At 61.0% G+C, this 20,922-nt stretch carries 18 protein-coding genes; 8 read left to right on the top strand and 10 right to left on the bottom strand.

What is annotated here, in order from left to right; genetic code table 11:
• Positions 1 to 8 precede the first annotated feature (8 nt).
• On the top strand, positions 9 to 461 hold the full coding sequence (locus CJU81_RS06595; protein WP_016779588.1) for an Lrp/AsnC family transcriptional regulator: 453 nt from the start codon (positions 9 to 11) through the stop codon (positions 459 to 461).
• Here the strand turns inward: CJU81_RS06595 and CJU81_RS06590 are convergent.
• On the bottom strand, positions 433 to 1,374 hold the full coding sequence (locus CJU81_RS06590; RefSeq protein WP_095035989.1) for a LysR family transcriptional regulator: 942 nt from the start codon (positions 1,372 to 1,374) through the stop codon (positions 433 to 435). The two genes, CJU81_RS06595 and CJU81_RS06590, sit on opposite strands and share 29 nt — an antisense overlap.
• Before the next feature lie 116 nt (positions 1,375 to 1,490).
• Here CJU81_RS06590 and CJU81_RS06585 point away from each other — a divergent pair, with 116 nt between their 5' ends.
• The 4 genes from CJU81_RS06585 (at position 1,491) to CJU81_RS06570 (ending at position 6,576) form a co-directional block, all read left to right on the top strand.
• Positions 1,491 to 2,378 carry an SDR family oxidoreductase gene (locus CJU81_RS06585; RefSeq protein WP_095035988.1) on the top strand — a complete coding sequence of 296 codons (888 nt, stop codon included), beginning with the start codon at positions 1,491 to 1,493 and terminating at the stop codon, positions 2,376 to 2,378.
• A gap of 196 nt (positions 2,379 to 2,574) precedes the next feature.
• Positions 2,575 to 3,081 (top strand): sigma-70 family RNA polymerase sigma factor, encoded by a 507-nt coding sequence (locus CJU81_RS06580; RefSeq protein ID WP_095035987.1) that lies wholly within the window; start codon positions 2,575 to 2,577, stop codon positions 3,079 to 3,081.
• Positions 3,078 to 4,046: a FecR domain-containing protein gene (locus CJU81_RS06575; protein WP_095035986.1), complete on the top strand. Its 969-nt coding sequence runs from the start codon at positions 3,078 to 3,080 to the stop codon at positions 4,044 to 4,046. Before CJU81_RS06580 ends, CJU81_RS06575 begins: the two co-directional genes overlap by 4 nt.
• A gap of 103 nt (positions 4,047 to 4,149) precedes the next feature.
• Positions 4,150 to 6,576: a TonB-dependent siderophore receptor gene (locus CJU81_RS06570; protein ID WP_095035985.1), complete on the top strand. Its 2,427-nt coding sequence runs from the start codon at positions 4,150 to 4,152 to the stop codon at positions 6,574 to 6,576.
• Between the two features lie 181 nt (positions 6,577 to 6,757).
• Here the strand turns inward: CJU81_RS06570 and uxuA are convergent, their stop codons facing one another.
• The 6 genes from uxuA to CJU81_RS06540 all read right to left on the bottom strand — a co-directional run bounded on the left by uxuA (position 6,758) and on the right by CJU81_RS06540 (position 14,218).
• Positions 6,758 to 7,933: a mannonate dehydratase gene (uxuA, locus tag CJU81_RS06565; protein ID WP_095035984.1), complete on the bottom strand. Its 1,176-nt coding sequence runs from the start codon at positions 7,931 to 7,933 to the stop codon at positions 6,758 to 6,760.
• A 17-nt stretch (positions 7,934 to 7,950) separates the two neighbouring features.
• A complete protein-coding gene (locus tag CJU81_RS06560) occupies positions 7,951 to 9,390 on the bottom strand; it encodes a mannitol dehydrogenase family protein (RefSeq protein WP_095035983.1) in 1,440 nt (479 codons plus the stop codon).
• Positions 9,391 to 9,401: 11 nt separating this feature from the next.
• Positions 9,402 to 10,682, bottom strand: coding sequence for an MFS transporter (locus CJU81_RS06555; protein ID WP_095035982.1), 1,281 nt, complete (start codon positions 10,680 to 10,682; stop codon positions 9,402 to 9,404).
• Between the two features lie 206 nt (positions 10,683 to 10,888).
• On the bottom strand, positions 10,889 to 11,923 hold the full coding sequence (locus CJU81_RS06550; protein WP_095035981.1) for a Zn-dependent oxidoreductase: 1,035 nt from the start codon (positions 11,921 to 11,923) through the stop codon (positions 10,889 to 10,891).
• A gap of 77 nt (positions 11,924 to 12,000) precedes the next feature.
• Positions 12,001 to 13,212 (bottom strand): D-mannonate dehydratase ManD, encoded by a 1,212-nt coding sequence (gene manD, locus CJU81_RS06545; RefSeq protein WP_095035980.1) that lies wholly within the window; start codon positions 13,210 to 13,212, stop codon positions 12,001 to 12,003.
• Between the two features lie 4 nt (positions 13,213 to 13,216).
• Positions 13,217 to 14,218, bottom strand: a complete 1,002-nt coding sequence (locus CJU81_RS06540) for a sugar kinase (protein WP_095035979.1) — start codon at positions 14,216 to 14,218, stop codon at positions 13,217 to 13,219.
• Positions 14,219 to 14,430: 212 nt separating this feature from the next.
• Here CJU81_RS06540 and kdgR point away from each other — a divergent pair, with 212 nt between their 5' ends.
• Both kdgR and CJU81_RS06530 read left to right on the top strand, forming a co-directional pair.
• On the top strand, positions 14,431 to 15,210 hold the full coding sequence (kdgR, locus tag CJU81_RS06535) for a DNA-binding transcriptional regulator KdgR (protein WP_095035978.1): 780 nt from the start codon (positions 14,431 to 14,433) through the stop codon (positions 15,208 to 15,210).
• Positions 15,211 to 15,370: 160 nt separating this feature from the next.
• Positions 15,371 to 16,213, top strand: a complete 843-nt coding sequence (locus tag CJU81_RS06530) for a hypothetical protein (RefSeq protein WP_095035977.1) — start codon at positions 15,371 to 15,373, stop codon at positions 16,211 to 16,213.
• On the opposite strand, the gene CJU81_RS06525 is transcribed toward CJU81_RS06530, so the two are convergent.
• Together CJU81_RS06525 and CJU81_RS06520 are read right to left on the bottom strand one after the other, a co-directional pair.
• Positions 16,149 to 16,907: an SDR family oxidoreductase gene (locus tag CJU81_RS06525; protein ID WP_095036057.1), complete on the bottom strand. Its 759-nt coding sequence runs from the start codon at positions 16,905 to 16,907 to the stop codon at positions 16,149 to 16,151. The two genes, CJU81_RS06530 and CJU81_RS06525, sit on opposite strands and share 65 nt — an antisense overlap.
• Before the next feature lie 20 nt (positions 16,908 to 16,927).
• On the bottom strand, positions 16,928 to 17,665 hold the full coding sequence (locus tag CJU81_RS06520) for a sulfite exporter TauE/SafE family protein (RefSeq protein ID WP_095035976.1): 738 nt from the start codon (positions 17,663 to 17,665) through the stop codon (positions 16,928 to 16,930).
• A gap of 191 nt (positions 17,666 to 17,856) precedes the next feature.
• On the opposite strand from CJU81_RS06520, the gene CJU81_RS06515 reads away from it, so the two are divergent.
• Positions 17,857 to 19,167 (top strand): aminotransferase class III-fold pyridoxal phosphate-dependent enzyme, encoded by a 1,311-nt coding sequence (locus tag CJU81_RS06515; RefSeq protein WP_095035975.1) that lies wholly within the window; start codon positions 17,857 to 17,859, stop codon positions 19,165 to 19,167.
• 73 nt (positions 19,168 to 19,240) lie between these two features.
• Here CJU81_RS06515 and pdxR read toward each other — a convergent pair whose 3' ends face one another.
• Positions 19,241 to 20,785: a MocR-like pyridoxine biosynthesis transcription factor PdxR gene (pdxR, locus tag CJU81_RS06510; RefSeq protein WP_095035974.1), complete on the bottom strand. Its 1,545-nt coding sequence runs from the start codon at positions 20,783 to 20,785 to the stop codon at positions 19,241 to 19,243.
• Positions 20,786 to 20,922 lie beyond the last annotated feature (137 nt).

Raw genomic sequence — 20,922 nt, 5'->3', positions numbered from 1 at the left:
TCTTCCATATGGATCGCATTGACAGAAATATTCTTGCGCAACTGCAAGCCGATGGCCGACTTTCGCTCACTGAACTGGCAGATCGGGTGGGCTTGAGCCTCTCCCCTTGCCATCGGCGGGTGCGGGCGCTGGAGGACTCAGGCGTGATCCTTGGCTATCGCGCCCTGCTGGCGCCGAGTGAGCTGGGGCTTAACTTTTCCGCGATGGTGTTTGTTACGCTGCGCGAAGTAACCCGCCAGGCCATTGCCGACTTTGAAGCAGCCGTGATCGAGACCTCGCAAATCGTCGACGCACAAAGGCTGTTCGGCGACCCGGACTATCTGCTGCATGTGGTCGCCGCCGACCTGCCGGCCTTCCAGCAGCTCTACGATGAGCGCCTGACCTCACTGCCCAATGTGCAACGCCTGACTTCCACACTGGTGATGAAACGGGTTATTCAGGACCGGATGCTGCCGTTGTAAACCCCAACGGCATCAACCCGACTGTCAGGGCATCGAGCAAGGCGCTGACCTTGGGCAGGGCCGTGCGGCTTTTTGGCCACACCAGGTTGATCGCCAGCCCCTCGCTCGCCAGATGCGGCAGCACCTGCACCAGTGAACCATCAGCCAGATGCTGCTTGATCAGCCAGGTGGGCAGTTGGGCGATACCGCACCCCGCCAGCACCGTCATCACTTGCCCTTCCCCATCTCCTACTATGTACCTGGCGGGCATCACTCGCCGCTCTATGTCTCCTGGGCGGCTGCCTGCGAAGTTCCAGGGGCTGACCGTGCCGTCGGCCCGCCCATAGGCCACACACTGGTGGTGTTCCAGATCGCGGTCGGTCAAAGGCGTGCCGTGAATGCTCAGATAAGCCGGCGCAGCACAGAACACATGCCGCTCGCGCCCCAGAAAGCGATGCTCCAGCGCCGCGGGCCAGATATCCGGGCCACCCACTCGCACGACGATATCCACGCCCTCTTCGACCGGATCGATAAAGCGGTCGGAGAAGGAAATATGCGGCAGCAGCAAGGCATGCGCCTGCACAAACTGCAAAATCACCGGCAACGCCTGCAAACGCCCGAAGGCCGCCGGCAAGTCAATGCGGATCCTGCCCTGCGGCTCGGCGTTGTCGGCCTGCATGGCCAGCTCGGCCTCCTCCAGTTCGGCCAGAACCCCGGTACAAGTCCGGTAAAAAGCCGCTCCGGCATCGGTCAATGCCAGGCGCCGCGTGGTGCGCTGGAACAAGCGCACCCCAAGCCTGCCTTCCAGCCGGGCAATGCCCTTGCTGATCGCCGAGGCCGTCAGGTTCAGCCGCTCGGCGGCGGCCCTGAAGCTGCCCGAGTCGGCGACACAGACAAATACATCGATACCTTTCAGGCGCTCGGAGGCGAACATGCACGGCCCTCATTAGTGAATTCAGTTCATCTTATTAGGTAAAAGGCATCGTAAATACGCCATGAGTTCCCCAGTAAGCTTTACACCAGGAACTTACTCAAGCATCAGGCGTATTTATGACTTCGCACAAACCCACCGTTTTAATCACCGGCGCCACCGGCCAGATCGGCGGCGACACGCTGCGCAACCTGCAGGCCGACGAGAGCATTACGCTGGTCGCGGCCGTGCGTTCCCACGCCAAGGCGCAGCCCTTTGCAGCACAGGGCATTCGCACCGTGATCATGGATTTCGACCAGGAACACACCCTGGCCCCGGCGCTTGAGGGCATCGACCGCGCCCTGCTGGTCACCGGTTACACCGTGGACATGCTGCGCCAGAGCAAGGCATTTATCGACCAAGCGAAAAAATCCGGCGTGCAGCATATGGTGCACTTAGGCGCGTGCGGGCGGGACGACACCACCATCGGCCACTGGGCCTGGCACCAGTTTGTAGAGCGCTATATCGAGTGGTCGGGGTTCTCGTTTACCCATTTGCGCCCCGAGTGTTTTATGCAAAACCTGCTCAGCTACGATGGCACCCGGGCAGTCATCAACGGAGTGATCGAGCAGTACACCGGCGATGCAAGGTTCAGCTGGGTAGACGGCGAAGATGTGGCCCGGGTTGCCGCGCAAGCCTTGTTGCATCCGCAAAAGCACGCTGGCCAGACCTATCGACTGGGCTACGACGTGCAGTCCTACGGCGATATTGCGGCCATCATGAGCCGGGTGCTGGGCCAGCCATTTCGTTATGACGCGCAGTCACCAGAGGTATTTGCGCAGAACATGCGCGCAGCCGGGGCCGAAATGGCTTACATGAATTGCGTGCAGGACAACTTCACGCGCATGGCTGCCGGACAGATCCCCGGCGTAGAAGAAACCTTCGACAACTTCAGCCAGATCACCGGGCGCCAGCCGGTGCGCTGGGAAGACTTTGTAGAAAAGCACCGCAAGGTGTTTGCCTATTGATTCCACCTGTAGCCGCTGCCGCAGGCTGCGATGGGATTAACGCAAATTAGCAGCGTCTTCTGGATAACGGGTTGCTCCGCAACCCTTCGCAGCCTTCGGCAGCGACTACGCAAGATGGGCACTCTTCGATTGCAGTTGCCATCATCTTGCCGCTACCATTGTGAACGATTCGCACTCACATCTGGAAGCTCGACCGGTGCCCTCTCTCTCGACTCAAAAGCTGGGCTTTTTTTTCAGCCACCACCACCGCTGGTTGCTGCAACATATTCAGCGTCGGTTGCGTAATCACGCAGATGCAGAGGACACCGCCGCCGATACCTTTTGCCAGATGCTCGCGGCACGGGTCGACCCGGACAGCATCGAACAACCCCGGGCCTACCTGTCCACCATCGCCCGGCGCCTGATGTTCGACCGCCATCGCCGGCGCAAGCTGGAGACCACCTACCTCGATCGCCTGGCCTTGTTGCCCGAGGCCGTAGCGCCTTCCCCCGAGGAACAACTGCAACTGATCGAAGCACTGGTGGCCATCGACCGTGCCATCGACGGCTTGCCGATGATCGTCAAGGCCACCTTCCTCTACAGCCAGCTCGATGGCCTGAGCTATGTGGCCATCGCGCAAAAACTGGGGCTTTCGGAGCGCACCGTCAGCCGCTATATGAAACAGGCATTGCGCCAGTGCTACCTGAGCGAGGCCAGCCTGTGAGCAAACAACGTCTGGACCCCTTGAGCGAGCAGACCATCGACTGGATGGTAAAGCTGCGCGCCGGTACGCCCGATACCGCGCTGCAAGAACGGTTCAACCTGTGGCTGGCCAAGGACCCGGCCCATGCCCAGGCCTGGGAGCAATTGAACAGGCGCCTGGGCGGCTCCTTCAAGACCCTGCGCGCGCTGGACCAGCGCATCCCCGGCCAGGCGGATGAAGCCCGTCAGTTGCTGCTGCAACCCACTGCCTCAAGGCGCGACGCACTGCGTGCGCTCACCGGTCTGGGCCTGCTCGGCGGTGGTTTATGGCTGGGCGCCAGCACTCCGCTGGGTGACTCGCTGCTGGCGGACCTGTCCACCGGTCGCGGCCAGCGCCAGGACTTCAACCTGGCCGACGGCAGCCGCCTGAGCCTGAACGCCAACAGCGCCGTGGACTTGCACTTTACTGACCGGCAACGGTTGCTCATCCTGCGGCGCGGAGAACTGGTGATCAACGTCGCGCCCGACCCGGAGCGTCCATTGTGCGTGCGCACCGCTGAAGGTGAAGTTCGCAGCCCCGCCGCCCGTTTTCTCGTCGCCCGGCAGGAGCAGGCCAGCCGGGTGGTGGTGCTCCAGCAGTCCGTCCAGACCCGGCTGTTCAGCGGCGTGACCCGCGATCTGCAAGAAGGTCAGGCCGCGATCCTGTACCCGCGCAGCATCGTGCCCATGGTCGGTGACCAGCGCCATCGCGCCGACTGGCTGCAGGCAAAACTCAATGTGCTGGACGACCCGCTGGAAGACGTGGTCGCCGCCCTGCGCCCCTACACTCGCGGCTTTGTCCGGGTGGCCCCGGAAATTCGCGGCCTGCGCGTTCAGGGCGTGTACCCGCTGGACAACTCCGCTCGCGCCTTTGCGGCACTGGCAGAAACCCTGCCCATTCGGGTGGATCATTACAGCCCCTGGTTAACCGCGATTGGCCCGGCATAAGCCCCGCGCAAAAAGTTTTTTTGATAATTGATCCCATTCGTGTCCGGTTTTCAAATCTCAGCCCACCTATCTCCTGAGACTTCCACACGATCAGGAGAATGCTGTGCTCAACCCGTGGCCCCACACTCTTAGCGTCGCCGTTGCCCTGGCAACTCTGGCCAGCCCTGCCCTGGCCCAGGACATGACCTTCAATCTGCCGGCCGGACCGCTGGCCAACACCCTGAATGCCATTGCCAGCCAGAGTGGCCAGATCGTCTCGCTAGAACCTGCCCTGGTGCAGGGCAAACAGGCCCCGGCGGTGATCGGCCAGATGTCCGCGGAGCAGGCAATGGACACGGCCCTGCGCGGCAGCGGTCTGCAATTGCGCATCACCGGGCAAGGCAATTTCAGTGTTGAACCGGCCCTGCAAACCGGCGCGGCTCTGCAACTGGGCGTCACCAACGTCACCGAGCGCAGCCTCGACACCATCACCGAAGGCTCGGGTTCATACACCGCTCAGGCGGTGACCATCGGCAAGGGTGCGCACTCGCTCAAGGAAACCCCGCAATCGGTCACCGTCATCACCCGCAAAATGCTCGATGACCAGAACCTCAACACCATTGAGCAGGTGATGGAAAAGACTCCGGGCATCACCGTCTACGACTCGCCCATGGGCGGCAAGTACTTCTACTCCCGCGGCTTTCGCATGACCGGCCAGTACCAGTACGACGGCGTGCCGCTGGATATAGGCAGCAGCTACGTGCAGGCCGACAGCTTCAACAGCGATATGGCGATCTATGACCGGGTCGAAGTACTGCGCGGCGCAGCCGGCATGATGAAAGGTGCAGGCGGCACGGCGGGTGGCGTGAATTTTGTGCGCAAGCGCGGCGAAGCGACTCCGCACACGCAACTGGCGCTATCGGCCGGCACCTGGGACAACTACCGCGGGCAGGTCGATACCGGCGGCCCGCTGAACGATGCCGGCACCCTGCGCGGCCGTGCCGTGGTCACCCAACAGACCCGCCAGTATTTCTATGACGTTGCCGCCCGCAAGGATCAGGTCTACTACGGCGCGCTGGACTTCGACCTCAGCCCCGACACGACCCTGGGGCTGGGCCTGGCCTATGAAGATGTCGATGCGACGCCTTGCTGGGGCGGCCTGCCGCGCTATGCCGATGGCAGCGACCTCAAACTCAAGCGCTCCACCTGTCTGAATACCGCCTGGAACAACCAGCGCAGCAAGCGCACTACCTGGTTCGCTGATCTCAAGCAGCAAATCAATGACGACTGGGCACTGAAGGTGGCCGGGGTCTATTCAAAAAACACCCAGGACATGGAGTACGCCTTCCCCAGCGGCGCGGTGCCCTTGGGCGCAACCAGCAGCAACACCCTAATGCTTGGCAGCATCTATGACTACAACCAGACCGACTACGGCTTCGATGCCTATGTCGACGGTAAATTCGACGCTTTTGGCCAGCAGCACGAACTGATCGCAGGTGCCAACGCCAGCCGCTCGCACAAGGATGACTTCTACGCCGTGGCCGCGCTGGCCGATCGTCAAAATGTGTTGAACCCCAATCACAACCTGCCGCGCCCCGATGAAAGCTACTACCTGGCCAATGCCTCACGGGGCGGCCCGGTGGACATACACGTCAAGCAGTACGGCGCCTACTCCCTGGCCCGGTTGAAACTGGCCGACCCGCTGACCTTCGTGCTGGGCAGTCGGGTGAGCTGGTACTCATCGACTAACGACGCCATCTCCTACTGGCGTGGTGAAGGCACCCCGGTGTACTCCGAGGCCAAAGAGAGCGGGCAAGTCACGCCGTTTGCCGCCTTGTTGTTCGACCTCAGCGACAACCTGACCACCTATGCCAGCTACACCGATATCTTCACCCCCCAGGGCGGCTATCGAACCATCAGCGGCGCCACCCTCAAGCCGCTGATCGGGCAAAGCTACGAACTGGGAATAAAGGGTGAATGGTTCAACGGTCGCCTCAACAGCTCGTTCAACCTGTTCCGCACTGTCCAGAAAGACGCGGCCCAGACCGACCCGCTGTGCCCGGACGGTGGTTGCTCGCTGAACTCCGGCAAGGTTCGCGCCCAGGGGTTTGAGGCCGAGATCAGTGGCGAAATCATCGAACGCTTGCAACTGCTGGCGGGGTACACCTACACCCAGACCAAGGTGCTGGAAGACGCCGATGCAGACCAGGACGGGCTGGCCTACAACTCCTATGTGCCGCGCCACTTGCTGCGTGTGTGGGGCGATTACGCCCTGACCGGTGCGCTGGAGCGCGTCACAGTGGGGGCCGGGGTCAATGCACAAAGCAGCAACTACCGGGTTTCACCCATCAGTGGCAACGACATTACCCAGGCGGGCTATGCCGTGTGGAACGGCCGGATTGGCTATCGTATAGACGACATTTGGTCGGTGGCACTGAACGGCAACAACCTGTTCGACAAGCGCTACTACGCCACCGTTGGCACCGAAGGCTTCGGTAATTTCTATGGTGAGCCGCGCAATTTCGTGATGTCGCTCAAGGCTGATTTTTAAATACACCCTCCTCACCCGTAGTAGCTGCCGAAGGAACGAGGCGGCGTTCGGCGACGAAGTCGTAGCAAATCAGGCGCTGCGCAGTGTCAACCAAACCGCAGGCTCAGGTTTTACGATCGCTTCGCAATCGAATACAGCCTCGTTCCTACGGCTGCTACGAGTTATGTAAGCTCCAGCTATATCACGCCAGTTGCTGGCGCATCGCCAATTCAACCCCGCGAATCTCGGCCAGGCCCTTGAGGCGACCGATCAGCGAATAGCCGGGGTTGCTCTTGCGGTGCTGGTCATCCAGCAACTGGTGACCGTGGTCCGGGCGTAGTGGCAAGCGCGGGCCGCCTTCACGCTCGCGACGCAGGTCCTCAGCCACCAGCGCACCGATCACCCCGACCATATCCACATCTCCCCCCAGGTGATGGGCTTCGTGGAAGCTGCGCGGATCAGCCTCGCGACGGGTCGAGCGCAGGTGGGTGAAGTAGATGAAGGGTGCAAACTGCCTGGCCATCGCCACCAGATCATTGTCTTCGCGCACGCCGTAAGAGCCGGTGCAGAAAGTCAGGCCGTTGGCCGGGCTAGGCGCGGCATCCAGCAACCATTGCGCATCTGCAGCGGTGGACAGGATACGCGGCAGACCCAGCAACGCCCGCGGCGGATCGTCCGGGTGGATGGCCATGCGCACACCGACCTCTTCTGCAACCGGAATGACCTCACGCAAGAAATGCCCCAGATGCTCACGCAACTTCGCCTCGTCGATCTCGGCGTAGGTGCGCAGCAAGGCGCGAAAATCTTCCAGGCTGTAGTGCTCTTCGGCGCCGGGCAGACCGGCAATCAAGGTGTTGACCAGCTTCTCGCTCTGCTCCGGGGTGAGCTTGTCGAAATAGGCCTTGGCCTGCTGGATATCATCAGCGCTGTACTCGGCCTGCGCCCCCGGACGCTGGAGAATGAACAGATCGAATGCGGCAAATGCAGTCTGGTCAAAACGCAGCGCCCAGCCACCGTCGTCCATCTCCCAGGCCAGGTCGGTACGAGTCCAGTCCAGCACCGGCATAAAGTTGTAGCAGACGATATCGATGCCGCAGCTCGCCAGGTTGCGCACGCTTTGCTGATAGTTGGCGATGTACTCGTCACGGCGACCACAGCCGCGCTTGATGTCCTCATGCACCGGGATGCTTTCCACCACCGACCAGGTCAAACCAGCTTCTTCGATCATCTGTTTGCGTGCCGCAATCGCTGCCACCGGCCATACCTCACCATTGGGGATGTCGTGCAACGCCGTGACAATCCCGGTGGCTCCGGTCTGGCGTACATCCGCCAGTGAAATCGGGTCCTGGGGGCCAAACCAACGCCAAGTCTGTTCCATGTCTATCTCCTTTCTTGTTAGTTGTGTGCTGCAAAGTTTTTTAAGTGGCCAGCCATACCGGTGTGTTCAACGGCGCTGTACGCGCGGTGAACCGCATCACGAAAGGCTGGACGCGCCGACAGTTCGGCCGCAAATACCTGCTGCAGATCAAGAAACCCGTCGACTCGCTGCGCACCTTCCAGGCTGCCCGCCAAGTCGGCGAAAACGGCGTTTAGCGGGTCTTCAACGACATGCGGCAAAGGCTGCGTGCAGTAGCGGATCCAGGCCGCAATCCCCAATGCTATGCAGTCAATGTCACGCCCAGCATCAAGCAGCTGCTGCGCGCCTTGCAACCACCGCTGCGGCAGTTTTTGCGAGCCATCCATGGCGATCTGGCGCAGGCGATGTTGCAGGCTGTCGTTGGCAAACCTCGCGCAGAGGTCACGGGCGTAACCTGCGATATCAATACCCACGGGCATGGACAGGGTCGGCGCTGCTTCCTCGCCCATGTAACACTGGATAAACCGCAGCAGATCAGGATCGCCGATCGCGTCGAACACCGTCTCGTGCCCCGCAAGCAAGCCGATATAGGCCAGCAACGAGTGACTGCCGTTGAGCATGCGCAGCTTCATGGTTTCGAACGGCCGCACATCAGCGACCATCTGCACGCCCTCCACTTCCCAGTCGGGGCGGCCCTGAGGGAAGTGGTCCTCGATCACCCACTGGCTGAAGCTTTCGCACACCACTGCCGCGGGGTCCTGGCAACCGAGCTGCTGCAGACCGATGAACGCCTGCGCGTCCATGGCCGGAACGATGCGGTCGACCATGCAACCGGGAAACGCCACCTGTTGCTCGATCCACTGCGCCAGCTCGCTGCCTTGCTCCTCCAGCCCCATAACGGCCTGACGGGTACGCTGACCGTTATCCGGCATGTTGTCGCAACACAGCACGGTAAAAGCCGGGATGCCTGCCGCATGTCGGCGGCGCAAGGCCTCCAGCACAATTCCCGGTGCCGTACGCGGTGTTTGCGGGTGGGCAAGGTCATGGACAATCGCCGGATCCTGCAGGCGCAACTGCCCCGTAGCCGGGTTCAGGCAGTAGCCTTTTTCCGTGACAGTGAGGGTGACAATCCGCGTGCGCGGGTCGGCCATACGCTGCAACAGTTGCTGCAGCTCCTCACCGCCATCACCCACATACAGGGCTTCGCGCATTACCCTGATATCGCGCAATGTCACCTGTTCGCGGTCACGGTACTCAGCCACCGTATAGCGGCATTGCTGCTCGCGCAGTTGCTCCACCAGCGTGCGATTGGAGCGCAAATTGGCACTGCACACCCCCCACGGACTTGCACCGTGGCGATTGAGATGGCGCTGCAAATAGACCGCTTGGTGGGCGCGATGAAACGCCCCCAGGCCCAGGTGCACAATCCCGATATCAGCCGCTCTGGCCACAGAAGGTACTCGTTCAACGACAGGCATCGACCTTCTCCTCACGCCGAAGCAGGCAAGACGCTGCCTGCTGGCGGCAGGGCTTCATCGATGACCGGAAGCGGTTTGACATAGCGCGCCACACACACTGCACCGATGATGGTCAGCAACCCCGCCAGCAGGAAAGCGCTGGTGAACGAGCCGGTGAACTGCACCAGAAAACCGGTCAGGGTCGGGCCGATGATGCCCGAGGTATTGGCCAGGAAGTGCATGAAGCCGCTAACACCACCGACGCGGGCGGCAGGCACAGTGTCCTGGATGATTGCCCAGTAAATGGCACCGGTGAGGTACAGGAAGAACACCGCCAGTGCCACCAGAGCGACCGCCGGATACAGGGTTTTGACTATCCCGGCAAAGCCGATGCACACAGCACACGCCAACAGACAGGTCACCAGCACTACCTTGCGCGAAAACATCATGCGCCCGGTTTTCTTGAACACGAAGTCGGAGATAAAGCCGCCCAACGCCAGGCCAAGGAAGCCCAGTACCCAAGGAATAACCGTGGCGATACTCATCTCCTTGACGTTAAGGCCGTGAGCCATGGTCAGGTAGCTGGGGAACCAGGTGAGGAAGAAGAACAGCGTGTAGTTGTACGAGAAGAACGCCAGCGAAGTGAACAGTACTGTCGGTTGCTTGAGGTAGTAGCGCAATGGATGAACCGGCTGGGCCGCCAACTCGCTCTGGCCTTCGCCCTGTGCGATCTCCTCAGCGATTTTGCCGGTTGGCTTGTCCTTGACGAACTTGTACCAGACCGCGGCCCATACCAGGCCAATCAGCATGATGATGATAAACGACACTTTCCAGCCGTAGCTGATGGCGATAAAACCCACTACCGGCCCGGAAATCGCACCACCCAAAGGGGTACCAGACATGGACGAGCCTAGTGCCCGCGCCCGCTGCTTGGGGGTGTACCAGTTGTTGACCATCTTGCTGGTGGTCACGCTGAGCGGGCCTTCACCCATGCCGAACAGGATGCGGATAAACACCAGCGACATAAAACCCACGGTCAGCACCGTAAGACCACTGAACAGCGACCACAGCACCATGGCCAGCAGCAGCGTGGTTTTTGCGCCGTAGCGGTCGGCCGCCCAGCCGCCGATAAAGTTGAATGCCGCATAACCGACAAAGAAACTACTGAAAATCATGCCCATCTCACCCGTGGTCAGACCGTAGTCTTTCTGGATGAAGGGGGCGGCGACGGACAATGCCGAGCGATCCAGGTAGTTAATGACGCCTGCCAGGAACAGCATGATGATGACTAAGGTACGACCTTGACCAAACATTGGAACCTCCCGCTTGTTGTTTTATTCGGTGAGGGTGCTCGCTGGGAGCACGTGAAACTGTGTGCGGTACGCAAAACTCGTAGCAGTTGCCGAAGACTGCGTCCGGCAGCGAAGCTGTCGTAAGGTCAGGTTCTTCGGTGTGCCAGGCAAACCTGAAACGCTGGGTTTACGATGGCTGCGCGATCGGACATAGCCTGCGGCAACTGCTACAAAATCTCCTTGGGGTTGAGTTGCACCAGCACCTTGCGCGTCTGCTCGGGATGGTTCTCGATCAAGGCAATCGCCTGCGGCATTTCATCGAAGTGGATGCGGTGGCTGATCATTTCCTGAACCTGCAATTTGCCGCTGGCGATCAACTCGATCACCCGGGCGAACTTGCGGTTGTTCAGGCGCGAACCCACCAGGGTCAGTTCTTTCTTGATCATTTCCAACTGCACCAGATCGGTTGGCGTGGTGCTGAACCCCAGCAGCCCGATACGCCCCGCCGCTGAGGCAATGCGCACCATTTGCGGCATCAATGCGGGAATGCAAGCGGCGTCGACAATCAGCGGCACACCTTCGCCAGCGGTCAATTCGCGCATCGTCGCTTCGACGTCCACGTCCTTGCCGTTCAGGGTGCGGCTGGCCCCAAAGGCACGGGCGGTTTCAAGGCGTTCGTCAATCACATCGGTCACGGTGATGTCGGTCAGGCCCAGTGCCCGCGCCATTTGCACCAGGGTCAGGCCGATCACACCAGCGCCGTAAATCAGCAGGCTGTCACCCGGGTGCGGCTGCATACGGTCAAGCACGTTAAGGGCGATGGAGTACGGCTCCACTAAAGCCGCATGGCTGAGTGACATGCCGTCCGGCAAGCGATGAACATTGCTCGCCGGCACGCAGACCTGCTCACTGAAACCGCCGTCACGGTGTACGCCGATCACTTGCAGCTTGGTACAGACGTTGGGGCGATTGATCCGGCAGGGGTAGCAGGTGCCGCAGCTGATCACCGGGTCGATGCACACGCGATCACCGACCTTGATCTGGGCCACATCCGCACCCACGTCGCTGACCACTCCGGAGAACTCATGGCCAGTTACCCGCGGGAAGCGCACAAAAGCGTTCTGGCCGTGGATGATATGCAGGTCAGAGCCGCAGATACCGGCATAGGCCACATCGACCTTGACCTCATTGCGCGCCAGTTGCGGGGCGTCGACCTGGGCCAGGCCGAACTCAAAGGGAGCTCTTACTTGAAACGCTTTCATCGGGTAACTCCTGCCAGGGCAAGACGCCCCGTTTTTTATAGTTATTAAACAGTCGAGCAATACGCTTTTACTCGGTATTACCAGTGCCAGAGCGTGCCGTCTTCCAGGCGGTTGACCGGCAGGCTGGCGCGTTTGTAGGGGTATTGGGCTGCCAGTTCTTCATTGATATCGACGCCATGCCCCGGTGTTTCACCTGGAGTGAAATGACCGTCCTCAAAGCGATAGGCATGGGGGAAGACTTCATCGATCAGCGGGTCGTGAGGCATGTGCTCCTGGATGCCGAAATTAGGCACCCAGGTATCGAAATGCAGCGCCGCGCCCATGGTCACCGGCGACAGGTCGGTGGCGCCATGAAAGCCGGTACGCACCTGATACAGCGCGGCAAAATCAGCGATCCGCCTTACATGAGTGATGCCACCCGCGTGAACCAGGGTGGCGCGGATGTAGTCGATCAACTGCTCCTGAATCAGCTCGCGGCAGTCGTGGATCGAGTTGAACACTTCGCCCACGGCAAGCGGTGTGGTGGTGTGCTGGCGGATCAGACGGAAGGCTTCCTGGTTCTCGGCCGGAGTACAGTCTTCGAGCCAGAAGAGATTGAACGGCTCCACCGCCTTGCCCAAGCGCCCCGCTTCAATCGGCGTGAGGCGATGGTGGACGTCATGCAGAATGTGCAGGTCGTCACCAAAGCGCTCGCGCACGGCGGCAAACAGCTTGGGCACATGGTTGAGGTATTTGGCGGTGTCCCACACATGCTCTGCTGGCAGGTCACTGTCGGCTGGTTCATAGCGTTCGCCGCTGCGTTTGGCTACGCCATAGGTGGTGGCAATGCCGGGTATACCGCATTGCACACGCACCGCCTTGTAGCCCAGTTCAACATGACGGGCGACTTCGTCCAGGCAACCTTCGATGTCCTTGCCGGTGGCATGCCCGTACACCATGACCCGCTCGCGGCTCTTGCCGCCAAGCAACTGGTACAGGGGCATATTGGCGGCCTTGGCCTTGATGTCCCACAGAGCCACGTCGACAGCGGCAATCGCGGTCATGGTGACCGGGCCACGGCGCCAGTAGGCACCGCGATACAGGTATTGCCAGATATCTTCGATGCGTTGGGCATCCCGCCCGATCAGCGCGGGTAGCACGTGTTCTTCGAGGTAGGCAACGACTGCCATTTCGCGGCCATTGAGGGTGGCATCGCCGATGCCGTAGACCCCGGAATCGGTGACAATTTTCAGGGTGATCAAGTTGCGACCCGGGCAGGTAACAATCACGCGCGCTTCAACAATCTTCATGGGTTCAGGCCTCGGCGACAGAAGAAAAGACAGGCATGTGCGGATTCGGCATGGCGGCTGCAGGGATCAGTGCGCCGGGATGCTGCACCACCTCCGCCGCCAGCTGGTGCCCCCAGCGCGCGGCCAGTTGTGGCGTACCGCCTTGCAAGCGGCAGGCAAGGTAAGCCGCACTGAATGAGTCGCCTGCCGCCGTGGTATCAACGATTCGCTGCACCTTCTCGGCGGGCACCTCGAAACGACCGGCGGCGCACTGGATCAAGCACGAATCCGGACCACGCTTGAGTGCCACCTCGCCCACCCCAAACTGGGCATAAGCGCGAAACAAGGCCTCGTGATCGGCATAACCGAACAACGCGGCGTCATCTTCCCAGGTGATCAGGGCCAGATCGGTCAAGCGCAGCATGTCGCTGTATGCCTGGCGCGCTGAAGGCGCATCGGACCATAAATGGGGGCGGTAATTGTTGTCGAAGACAATGCGCGTGCCGCTCTCGCGGGCCAGACGCAGGGCCAGCATCAGGCGTTCGCGGCCGCCGGGGGTAAGGATCGCCAGGCTGATGCCGCTCAGGTAGACATAGTCGTAATCGGCCAGAGCACGCAGTACGCCATCCGCCTCAGGCCCGTCGAAAACCCGCCGGGCGGCGGCTTCGCCACGCCAGTAGGCAAAACGACGTTCACCCTGGTCATCGGTCTGAATGAAGTACAAGCCCGGCAGCGCATCCTTGATCACCCGCACATGCTGATCGCCGACACCTTCATCGCGCCACAACTGACGCATGGCCGTGCTGAAAGCGTCCGCGCCAATGGCGGTTACATAGTCGGCAACAATTCCGTTACGGGCGCCCAGGCGGGACAAGTACACCGCCGCATTGAGCGTATCGCCACCGAAGGTCTGGCTGAACACGGCACCCGGCTGGCCGCGCATCTCAATCATGCACTCGCCCACCAGCGCCACACGCAGGGGCTGGGTCAAATTGGCCTGTGGGCAATGCCCGAGGGTTACCGTCATCTCTGCGCGCCTTGTTTTTATGGGTCGCTTTGCGTCGACACAGGCACCGGAGAGTGACAGTGCGTCGAGCTGATTATTATTTTTGGAACGGCGTTTCATTTTTTCGCTTAAGGCCGAGTTTAATCAAAATCCGAACACCGTCAAGAAAAATGAAACAGCGTTTCGATTCCCTACGGTATATCCTTGGTTTTTTAAATTGCGTTGGAGCCTTCATGGACAACAGCACCACCCAGAACAACGAACTCGTCTCTGCCGTCGGCCGAACCATGGCTGTGCTTGAAGCCCTGGCCGAACATCCGCAAGAGAGTGGCGTTTCCGAAATTGCACAGAAGCTGGACATGTCAAAGAGCACGGTCTATCGCTTTTTGCAGTCACTCAAGGCGCGTGGTTATGTGGTTCAAGATGCGGAAGACCGCTACCGCCTGAGCGTGCGCCTGTTCGAACTCGGTGCCCAGGCCCTGCCCCATCTGGATATCGTGCGCGAAGCCGAACCGGGTATGCGCCGCATCAACGAACTGACTGGCGAGACCGTGCACCTGGGCATCCTCGACGAAGGCAGCATCGTCTACGTGCACAAAATCGACTCCAAATACAACCTGCGCATGTACTCGCGCATCGGTCGCCGTGCGCCGTTGTACTGCACCGGCATCGGCAAGGTACTGCTGGCCTGGCTGGAAGAAGACGAACTGCTTGCGCACCTGCGTGAAGAAAGCTTCGAGCGGCGCACTGCCAACACCCTCACCAGCATCGACGCCTACCTGCAGGAACTGGCGCTGGTTCGCGAGCAGGGTTATGGCGAAGACCATGAAGAATTCGAAGACAACATGCGTTGCCTGGCAGCCCCGATCCGCGACCGTTTCGGCCATGTGATTGGCGGCATGAGCGTGTCGTTCCCGTGCTTTCGCTTTCGCGAAGAACTGAAACAGGATTATGTGAAACAGCTGATGGTGGCTTCGCAGCAGGTTTCAAGTCAGTTGGGCTGGCATGCGTAAGGGTGAAGCAAGGGTCTGCTGCGCTGCACAGGAAAGTGCAGCACTTGCCGCTAACGCGAATAAAACCCAACTGCAACAAGAGCCTTGAATGGGATAAACTGCCCGCCGTTTAAAAGTCGGCAAGGACTTTACCCGGCCAGTCTCTCGTACAAGGATTGTCATGTTCATACGCTTATTCACCTTCGCTTTTTCCGCGCTGTTGCTCGCTGGCTGTCAGTCCGGCGCCAACAACCCCGACAGCCCGTCCAGGCTCACTGCGGCCCAGGAAAAGGAGCAGGCGCTGCAACGCGATGTGTATGAAAAGCTGATCAGCAGGGTGCTCGCCCGCGAAGGCGATCTAGCCAATACCCAGGGGCGCGACGGCAGTTTCAACCTGATGCTGACCCTCGATGACAAGAACCGCATCATTGGCTGCGGCACGCGGCCCAACAAAAAAGTGGATGCCCGGGTCTACCCTTACAACCGCAAGCTGGCCGAGGATCTGCGCTCGATCTGCTGGACAGCGGTGTTCCCCGAACTGCCCTCGTCGCTGATCGACCCCGAGACCAAAACCGCAAGGGTCGCGGCGCCAGTTCTGGTCTACCCCTTGGTGGCGCTTTCCCCGGACACCCGCGCACGGCGCGAGGCCGCTTTGCACGACAAGGCGCAAAACGATTTTCTGTTCCAGCAACTGCTCGCCCCGCTGCCCATCGACAGCATTGGTGTCGCCACGCTGCTGATGATGACTGACAGCACCGGCCATGTGCGTGAATGTGCCGCCAGCCTTGATCCGCATTCCTTGCGAGCTTCAGAGTTCAGGCAGGACGATGCTTTGCTTGCCGGCCTGGTCCAGCGCTGCAAGCAGCTGGACATGAGCACCATGCCGGGCTTTGTACCCAACACCCAGGGCATGACCAGCGCCTTCCATCGTATCGAATACACGCCCTGGAAAGCCGGACTCAAGCCCGCTCAATCGCAAAGTTGCTCCACGACTGGCTCACAGGCATCAACTCAAGGCTGTTGATATTGATGTGCGCCGGCTGGTTGAAAATCCAGAAAATCGTCTCGGCTATGTCCGCCGGCTGAATAGCCTGGGCGCCGGCGTAGACCGAGTCGTACCTGGCCTTGTCCCCGGCAAAGCGCACCAATGAAAACTCGCTCTCGCACAGGCCCGGTTCAAGGTTGGTAACGCGTACCCCGGTGCCCTGCAGGTCACAACGCAGGTTCAAGGAAAACTGCCGGACAAAGGCCTTGCTCGCGCCATACACATGGCTGCCGGGGTATGGCCAGTTACCGGCAATTGAGCCCAGGTTGACGATGCCCGCCCCGGCGCCGTGGGCGATCAGCCGTGGTAATAGCAAGCGCGTGCTGTACAGCAGGCCCTTGATATTGGTGTCTACCATGGTCTCCCAATCATCCAGCGAGCACTCGGGGGCTGGGGTGGTACCCAATGCCAGCCCGGCATTGTTGATTAACCCGCGCAGGGTGCTGAATTCTGACGGCAGTTGTTCAATGGCCTGCTCCATCGCACTGCGGTCACGTACGTCCACTACCAGCGGCAAGATTCTGGCTTGCGCGCACAGTTCGTCAGCCAGTGCATGCAGGCGCTCGGCCCGGCGCCCGGTCAGCACCAGCGACCAGCCTGCAGCCGCAAAACGGCGGGCACAGGCTTCGCCAAAACCGGACGTGGCGCCGGTGATAAAAACCGTTGGCATCATAAACAGCTCCTTTGCATGAATCAGGACCATGCCCGGCCCAACAGGCCCACGCCTGCCAGCACCAGCAATAGCCATTGGGTAAAACGGGCGGCCTGCTCGGCCTGAATACGCACGAACAATTGTTGCCCCAGCCACAGCCCCAGCAGCAGCGCAGGCAGCATCAGCAAAGCTTGCTGGCCAGTGCCGGCGGGAATGGCCGAGACCGCCGCCAGCCCGGCCAGCGCCGCAAGATCGACGGCAAAAAAGAACATGATCAGCGTCGCCCGCAACGCCCGGGCCCGCAGCCCGCAGTGGCTGAGCCATGCCACCACCAGGGGCCCGCCAATACTGAACGCGGCGATCAACGCCCCGCTGCTGCCCCCCACCAGCCAGGCACCGGCGCGGCCCTCGCCCATCGGCAGGCGTATACGCGCCAGGCCCAGAACCGCCAGTAATGCCACTAGCAGGTACACCCCCACGGTCAGCCCGCTGCTGTCGATGCCGGTCAGCAGCCAGATACCGCACGGCACTCCGCACGCGGCCGCCAGCAACAGGCGTTTGAGCAGCGGGTAATGGGCTTCACCCAAGGCGCTGCGCAACAGCATCAGGCTGGACAGCACTTCCAGATACAGCACCAGCGGCACCGCCTGTTGCAGCGACCCGAGCATCGCCAGCCCGACCACGGCAATGGCCGCAAAACCAAAGCCCGTGAGCCCGCGTACCACGGCCGCCACCAGCACGCACAGGGCACTCAAGGCCCAACTTGCTTCAGGGTTCATACGTAACTCCGGGGGGGCTCAATGGCGCCACTGTAGTCAGCCGCGCCCACCGGCCTTAGATCCAGCCAGGGCTTTCGATGGGGCCAGAACTGGCCCTATCGAAAGGCCCATCTGGATCTAAGGATCGTCCCAAGCCGTGACTAGTCTGCGAGCAACTGGCCGCACCGGACCGACCCTCAGGAGTGATGCACATGGCAACGAATCTGAACCACCAATGGATGCCTTTCACCGACAACCGCGAGTTCCAGCGCTCGCCGCAGTTGTTTGTTCGCGCCGAGGGTGTGCGCTACTGGAATGCCGAAGGCCGCGAGTTGCTCGATGGCAGCTCAGGGCTGTTCTGCAGCGCTGCCGGCCATGGCCGCACCGAGATCGCCGAAGCGGTGTGCAAGCAATTGCTGACCCTGGATTTCACCCCGCATTTTCAGCGGGCTTCGCCGTTGTCTTTCGAGCTGGCGCAACGGTTGAGCGAACTGCTGCCCGAGGGACTGAACAAGCTGTTTTTCACCAACTCCGGCTCCGAGTCAGTGGACAGTGCCATGAAGATTGCCCTGGCTTACCACCGTGCCCGCGGCGAAGCCCAGCGCACCCGATTTGTGTCCCGCGAGTGGGCCTATCACGGTGTCAATTTTGGCGGCGTGGCTCTGTCGGGGATGATGCGCAACCGCCAGGCCTTCGCCACCGGCGGCCTGCCCCACGTCAGCCATATGCGCCACACCTGGCAGGAAGACCAGCGCTATCAGTTGGGCGAACCGCAACAGGGCGCCGATCTGGCCAGCGATCTGGAGCGAATCATCGCCATGCATGGCGGCGACAGCATTGCCGCCTGTTTTGTGGAGCCGATTGCCGGTTCCATCGGCGTGTATGTGCCGCCTGCGGGTTACCTGAAACGCCTGCGCGATATCTGTGACAAACACGGGATCTTGCTGGTGTTTGATGAAGTCATCACCGGCTTTGGCCGCACCGGCCAGGCGTTTGCAGCGCAGAGCTTTGATGTGAAGCCGGACCTCATCACCCTGGCCAAGGCCCTGACCAATGGCGCGATACCGATGGGCGCCGTGGCGGTGGACGAGGCGGTTTACGATACCGTGATCAATGCCAGCAAGGGCGGCGGTCCGGAGCTGTTCCACGGTTATACCTACTCCGGGCACCCGGTGGCCTGCGCCGCGGCGCTGGCTTCGCTGGATATCTACCGGGATGAAGACCTGTTCAACAAGGGCGCGCAGTTGGCGCCGTACTTTCTCGAATCCTTGAGCGGTTTGAAAGGTCTGGCGCAGGTCAGTGACCTGCGCGGTTACGGCTTGCTCAGCGGTATCCAGCTGACGCCAGGGGACGCACCGGGGGCCACAGGGGCACGGGTGCAACGGGCGCTGTATGACGCCGGGCTGCATGTGAAAACTACCGGCGACGCGATCATCTTTGCCCCGGCACTGGTGACCGGGCGGGCCGATCTGGACGGAATGTTTGGCATATTGAAGGACACGCTGGGGCGTGAGGTTTTATAGCGCCAATCAAGAGCGCCCTCACCCCAACCCTCTCCCGCAGGGAGAGGGAGCTGATCTTTAGCGTGACGAAAATTTATGACCTACCACAATCAGTCCCCTCTCCCTCTGGGAGAGGGTTAGGGTGAGGGGCTTTGGACGCCCCCTGCATCTCCCGCCATGCCTCGCCCAGCGCCGCGATCCCCGGCTCGATCAACTCTTCGGCAATCGCCCCGAAGCCCAGCCGAAAGCAGTTGAGCGGCCGCTGCTCGCTCAAGTAATGAATATCCCCCGGCTCAATCAACACACCACGCCTGGCCACCAGCCGCTGCAACACCCAGGCATCCACATCGGGCGGGCAACTGACCCACAGGGACGAGCCCCCTGCCATGCCGCTGGCATTGAGTTGCGGCAAATGCTCGGCCATTGCCCGACTGATCACCCGCCACTTGCGCGCCAGCCGATCGCGCAACCGCCGGGCATGGGCATCGTAATGGCCCATCGATAAAAACAGCGCCAACGTGCGCTGGTTGTTCGACGGCGGATGCCGGTAGATATAGCGACGCAGCGCCCGCAGTTCATGGATCAATTCGGCATCCGCAGCAATAAATCCCAACCGTACCCCCGGCAGCAGGCTTTTGGTCAGGCTGCCCAGATAGATCACCCGCCCGCTGTCATCAAAACTCTTCAACGCAGGATGGTTACTGCCCAGGAAATTCTGCTCGTTTTCGTAGTCGTCCTCGATGATCAAAAAGTCCCGCTCGCGGGCACTGGCCAGCAACTCCAGTCGGCGGTACAGCGGCATCGTGACGCCGGTGGGCGACTGATGACTGGGGGTGCAAAAGATCATCTCGCAGTCGGCCAGTTGCTCATTGACCACCAGCCCCTGGCGGTCAATGCGCAGGGGTTTTAGCTCACAGCCGCTCAGGCCGAAGATGTTGCGCGCATCAACATAACCCGGCTCTTCAAGCCCCACCACCAACCCAGGCCGACCAAGCAGCCGGGCGAGCATATACAGCGAATTCTGCGTGCCAATGGTGATCATCACTTCCTGTGCCGACACGCTGATCCCGCGTTTGGGCAACACACGCTGGACGATCTGTTCGACCAGCAGAGGGTCGTCGAGCATCACTTGATCGTCGACCCAACTGCGCATATGCGCGCCAGTGCTGGCGATGCGCGAACAGTCGCGCCAGCGGGCTGCGGTTTGCTCATCGGCCTCGACCTGACCATAGATAAACGGGTAACGGTACTCACGCCAGTTGCGCGGTTTGACAATGGCCCGCAGCTGCGACGAGCTGCTTTGCAGCCGCGCCTCCCAGTCCGGTGCATGGTCGGGGCGCTCAAAGATTTTTTGCGTGGCGGGCTTGAGGCTGACATTGAGCTGCTGGCGCAGGTACTTCTCGTTGATGAAATATCCGCGCCGGTCCGACGGGATCAGATAACCATCCTGCACCAACTGCTCGTACACCAGCACCACGGTATTGCGCGACACCCGTAGCAGCTCGCATAGCTTGCGCGATGACGGCATCGGCTCACTGGGCGGCATGGCTCCGTCGAGGATGGCGCTGAGCAGATTCTCGCGCAGTTGCTCCTGCAAACCCCGCCCAGCTTCGAAGGGCCGAAAATAACGCTCCAACATGGTTCAAGCTCCTGGCCCGGCGCCCCGTCATGGCGCACCCGATGGGCTGCAGCCCTTGTCCCATAAGGCCTGCAACGGCCTCTGGCACCACAGCTTGCAGCAACTGGATCTAAAGCAAGCGTCGAGCCAGCGCCTAA

The sequence above is a fragment of the Pseudomonas fragi genome (assembly GCF_002269505.1).
Lineage (GTDB): Bacteria > Pseudomonadota > Gammaproteobacteria > Pseudomonadales > Pseudomonadaceae > Aquipseudomonas > Aquipseudomonas fragi_D.
Note: the sequence above shows the minus strand (reverse complement) of the source record. Positions and strands in the feature narration are given on the sequence as shown.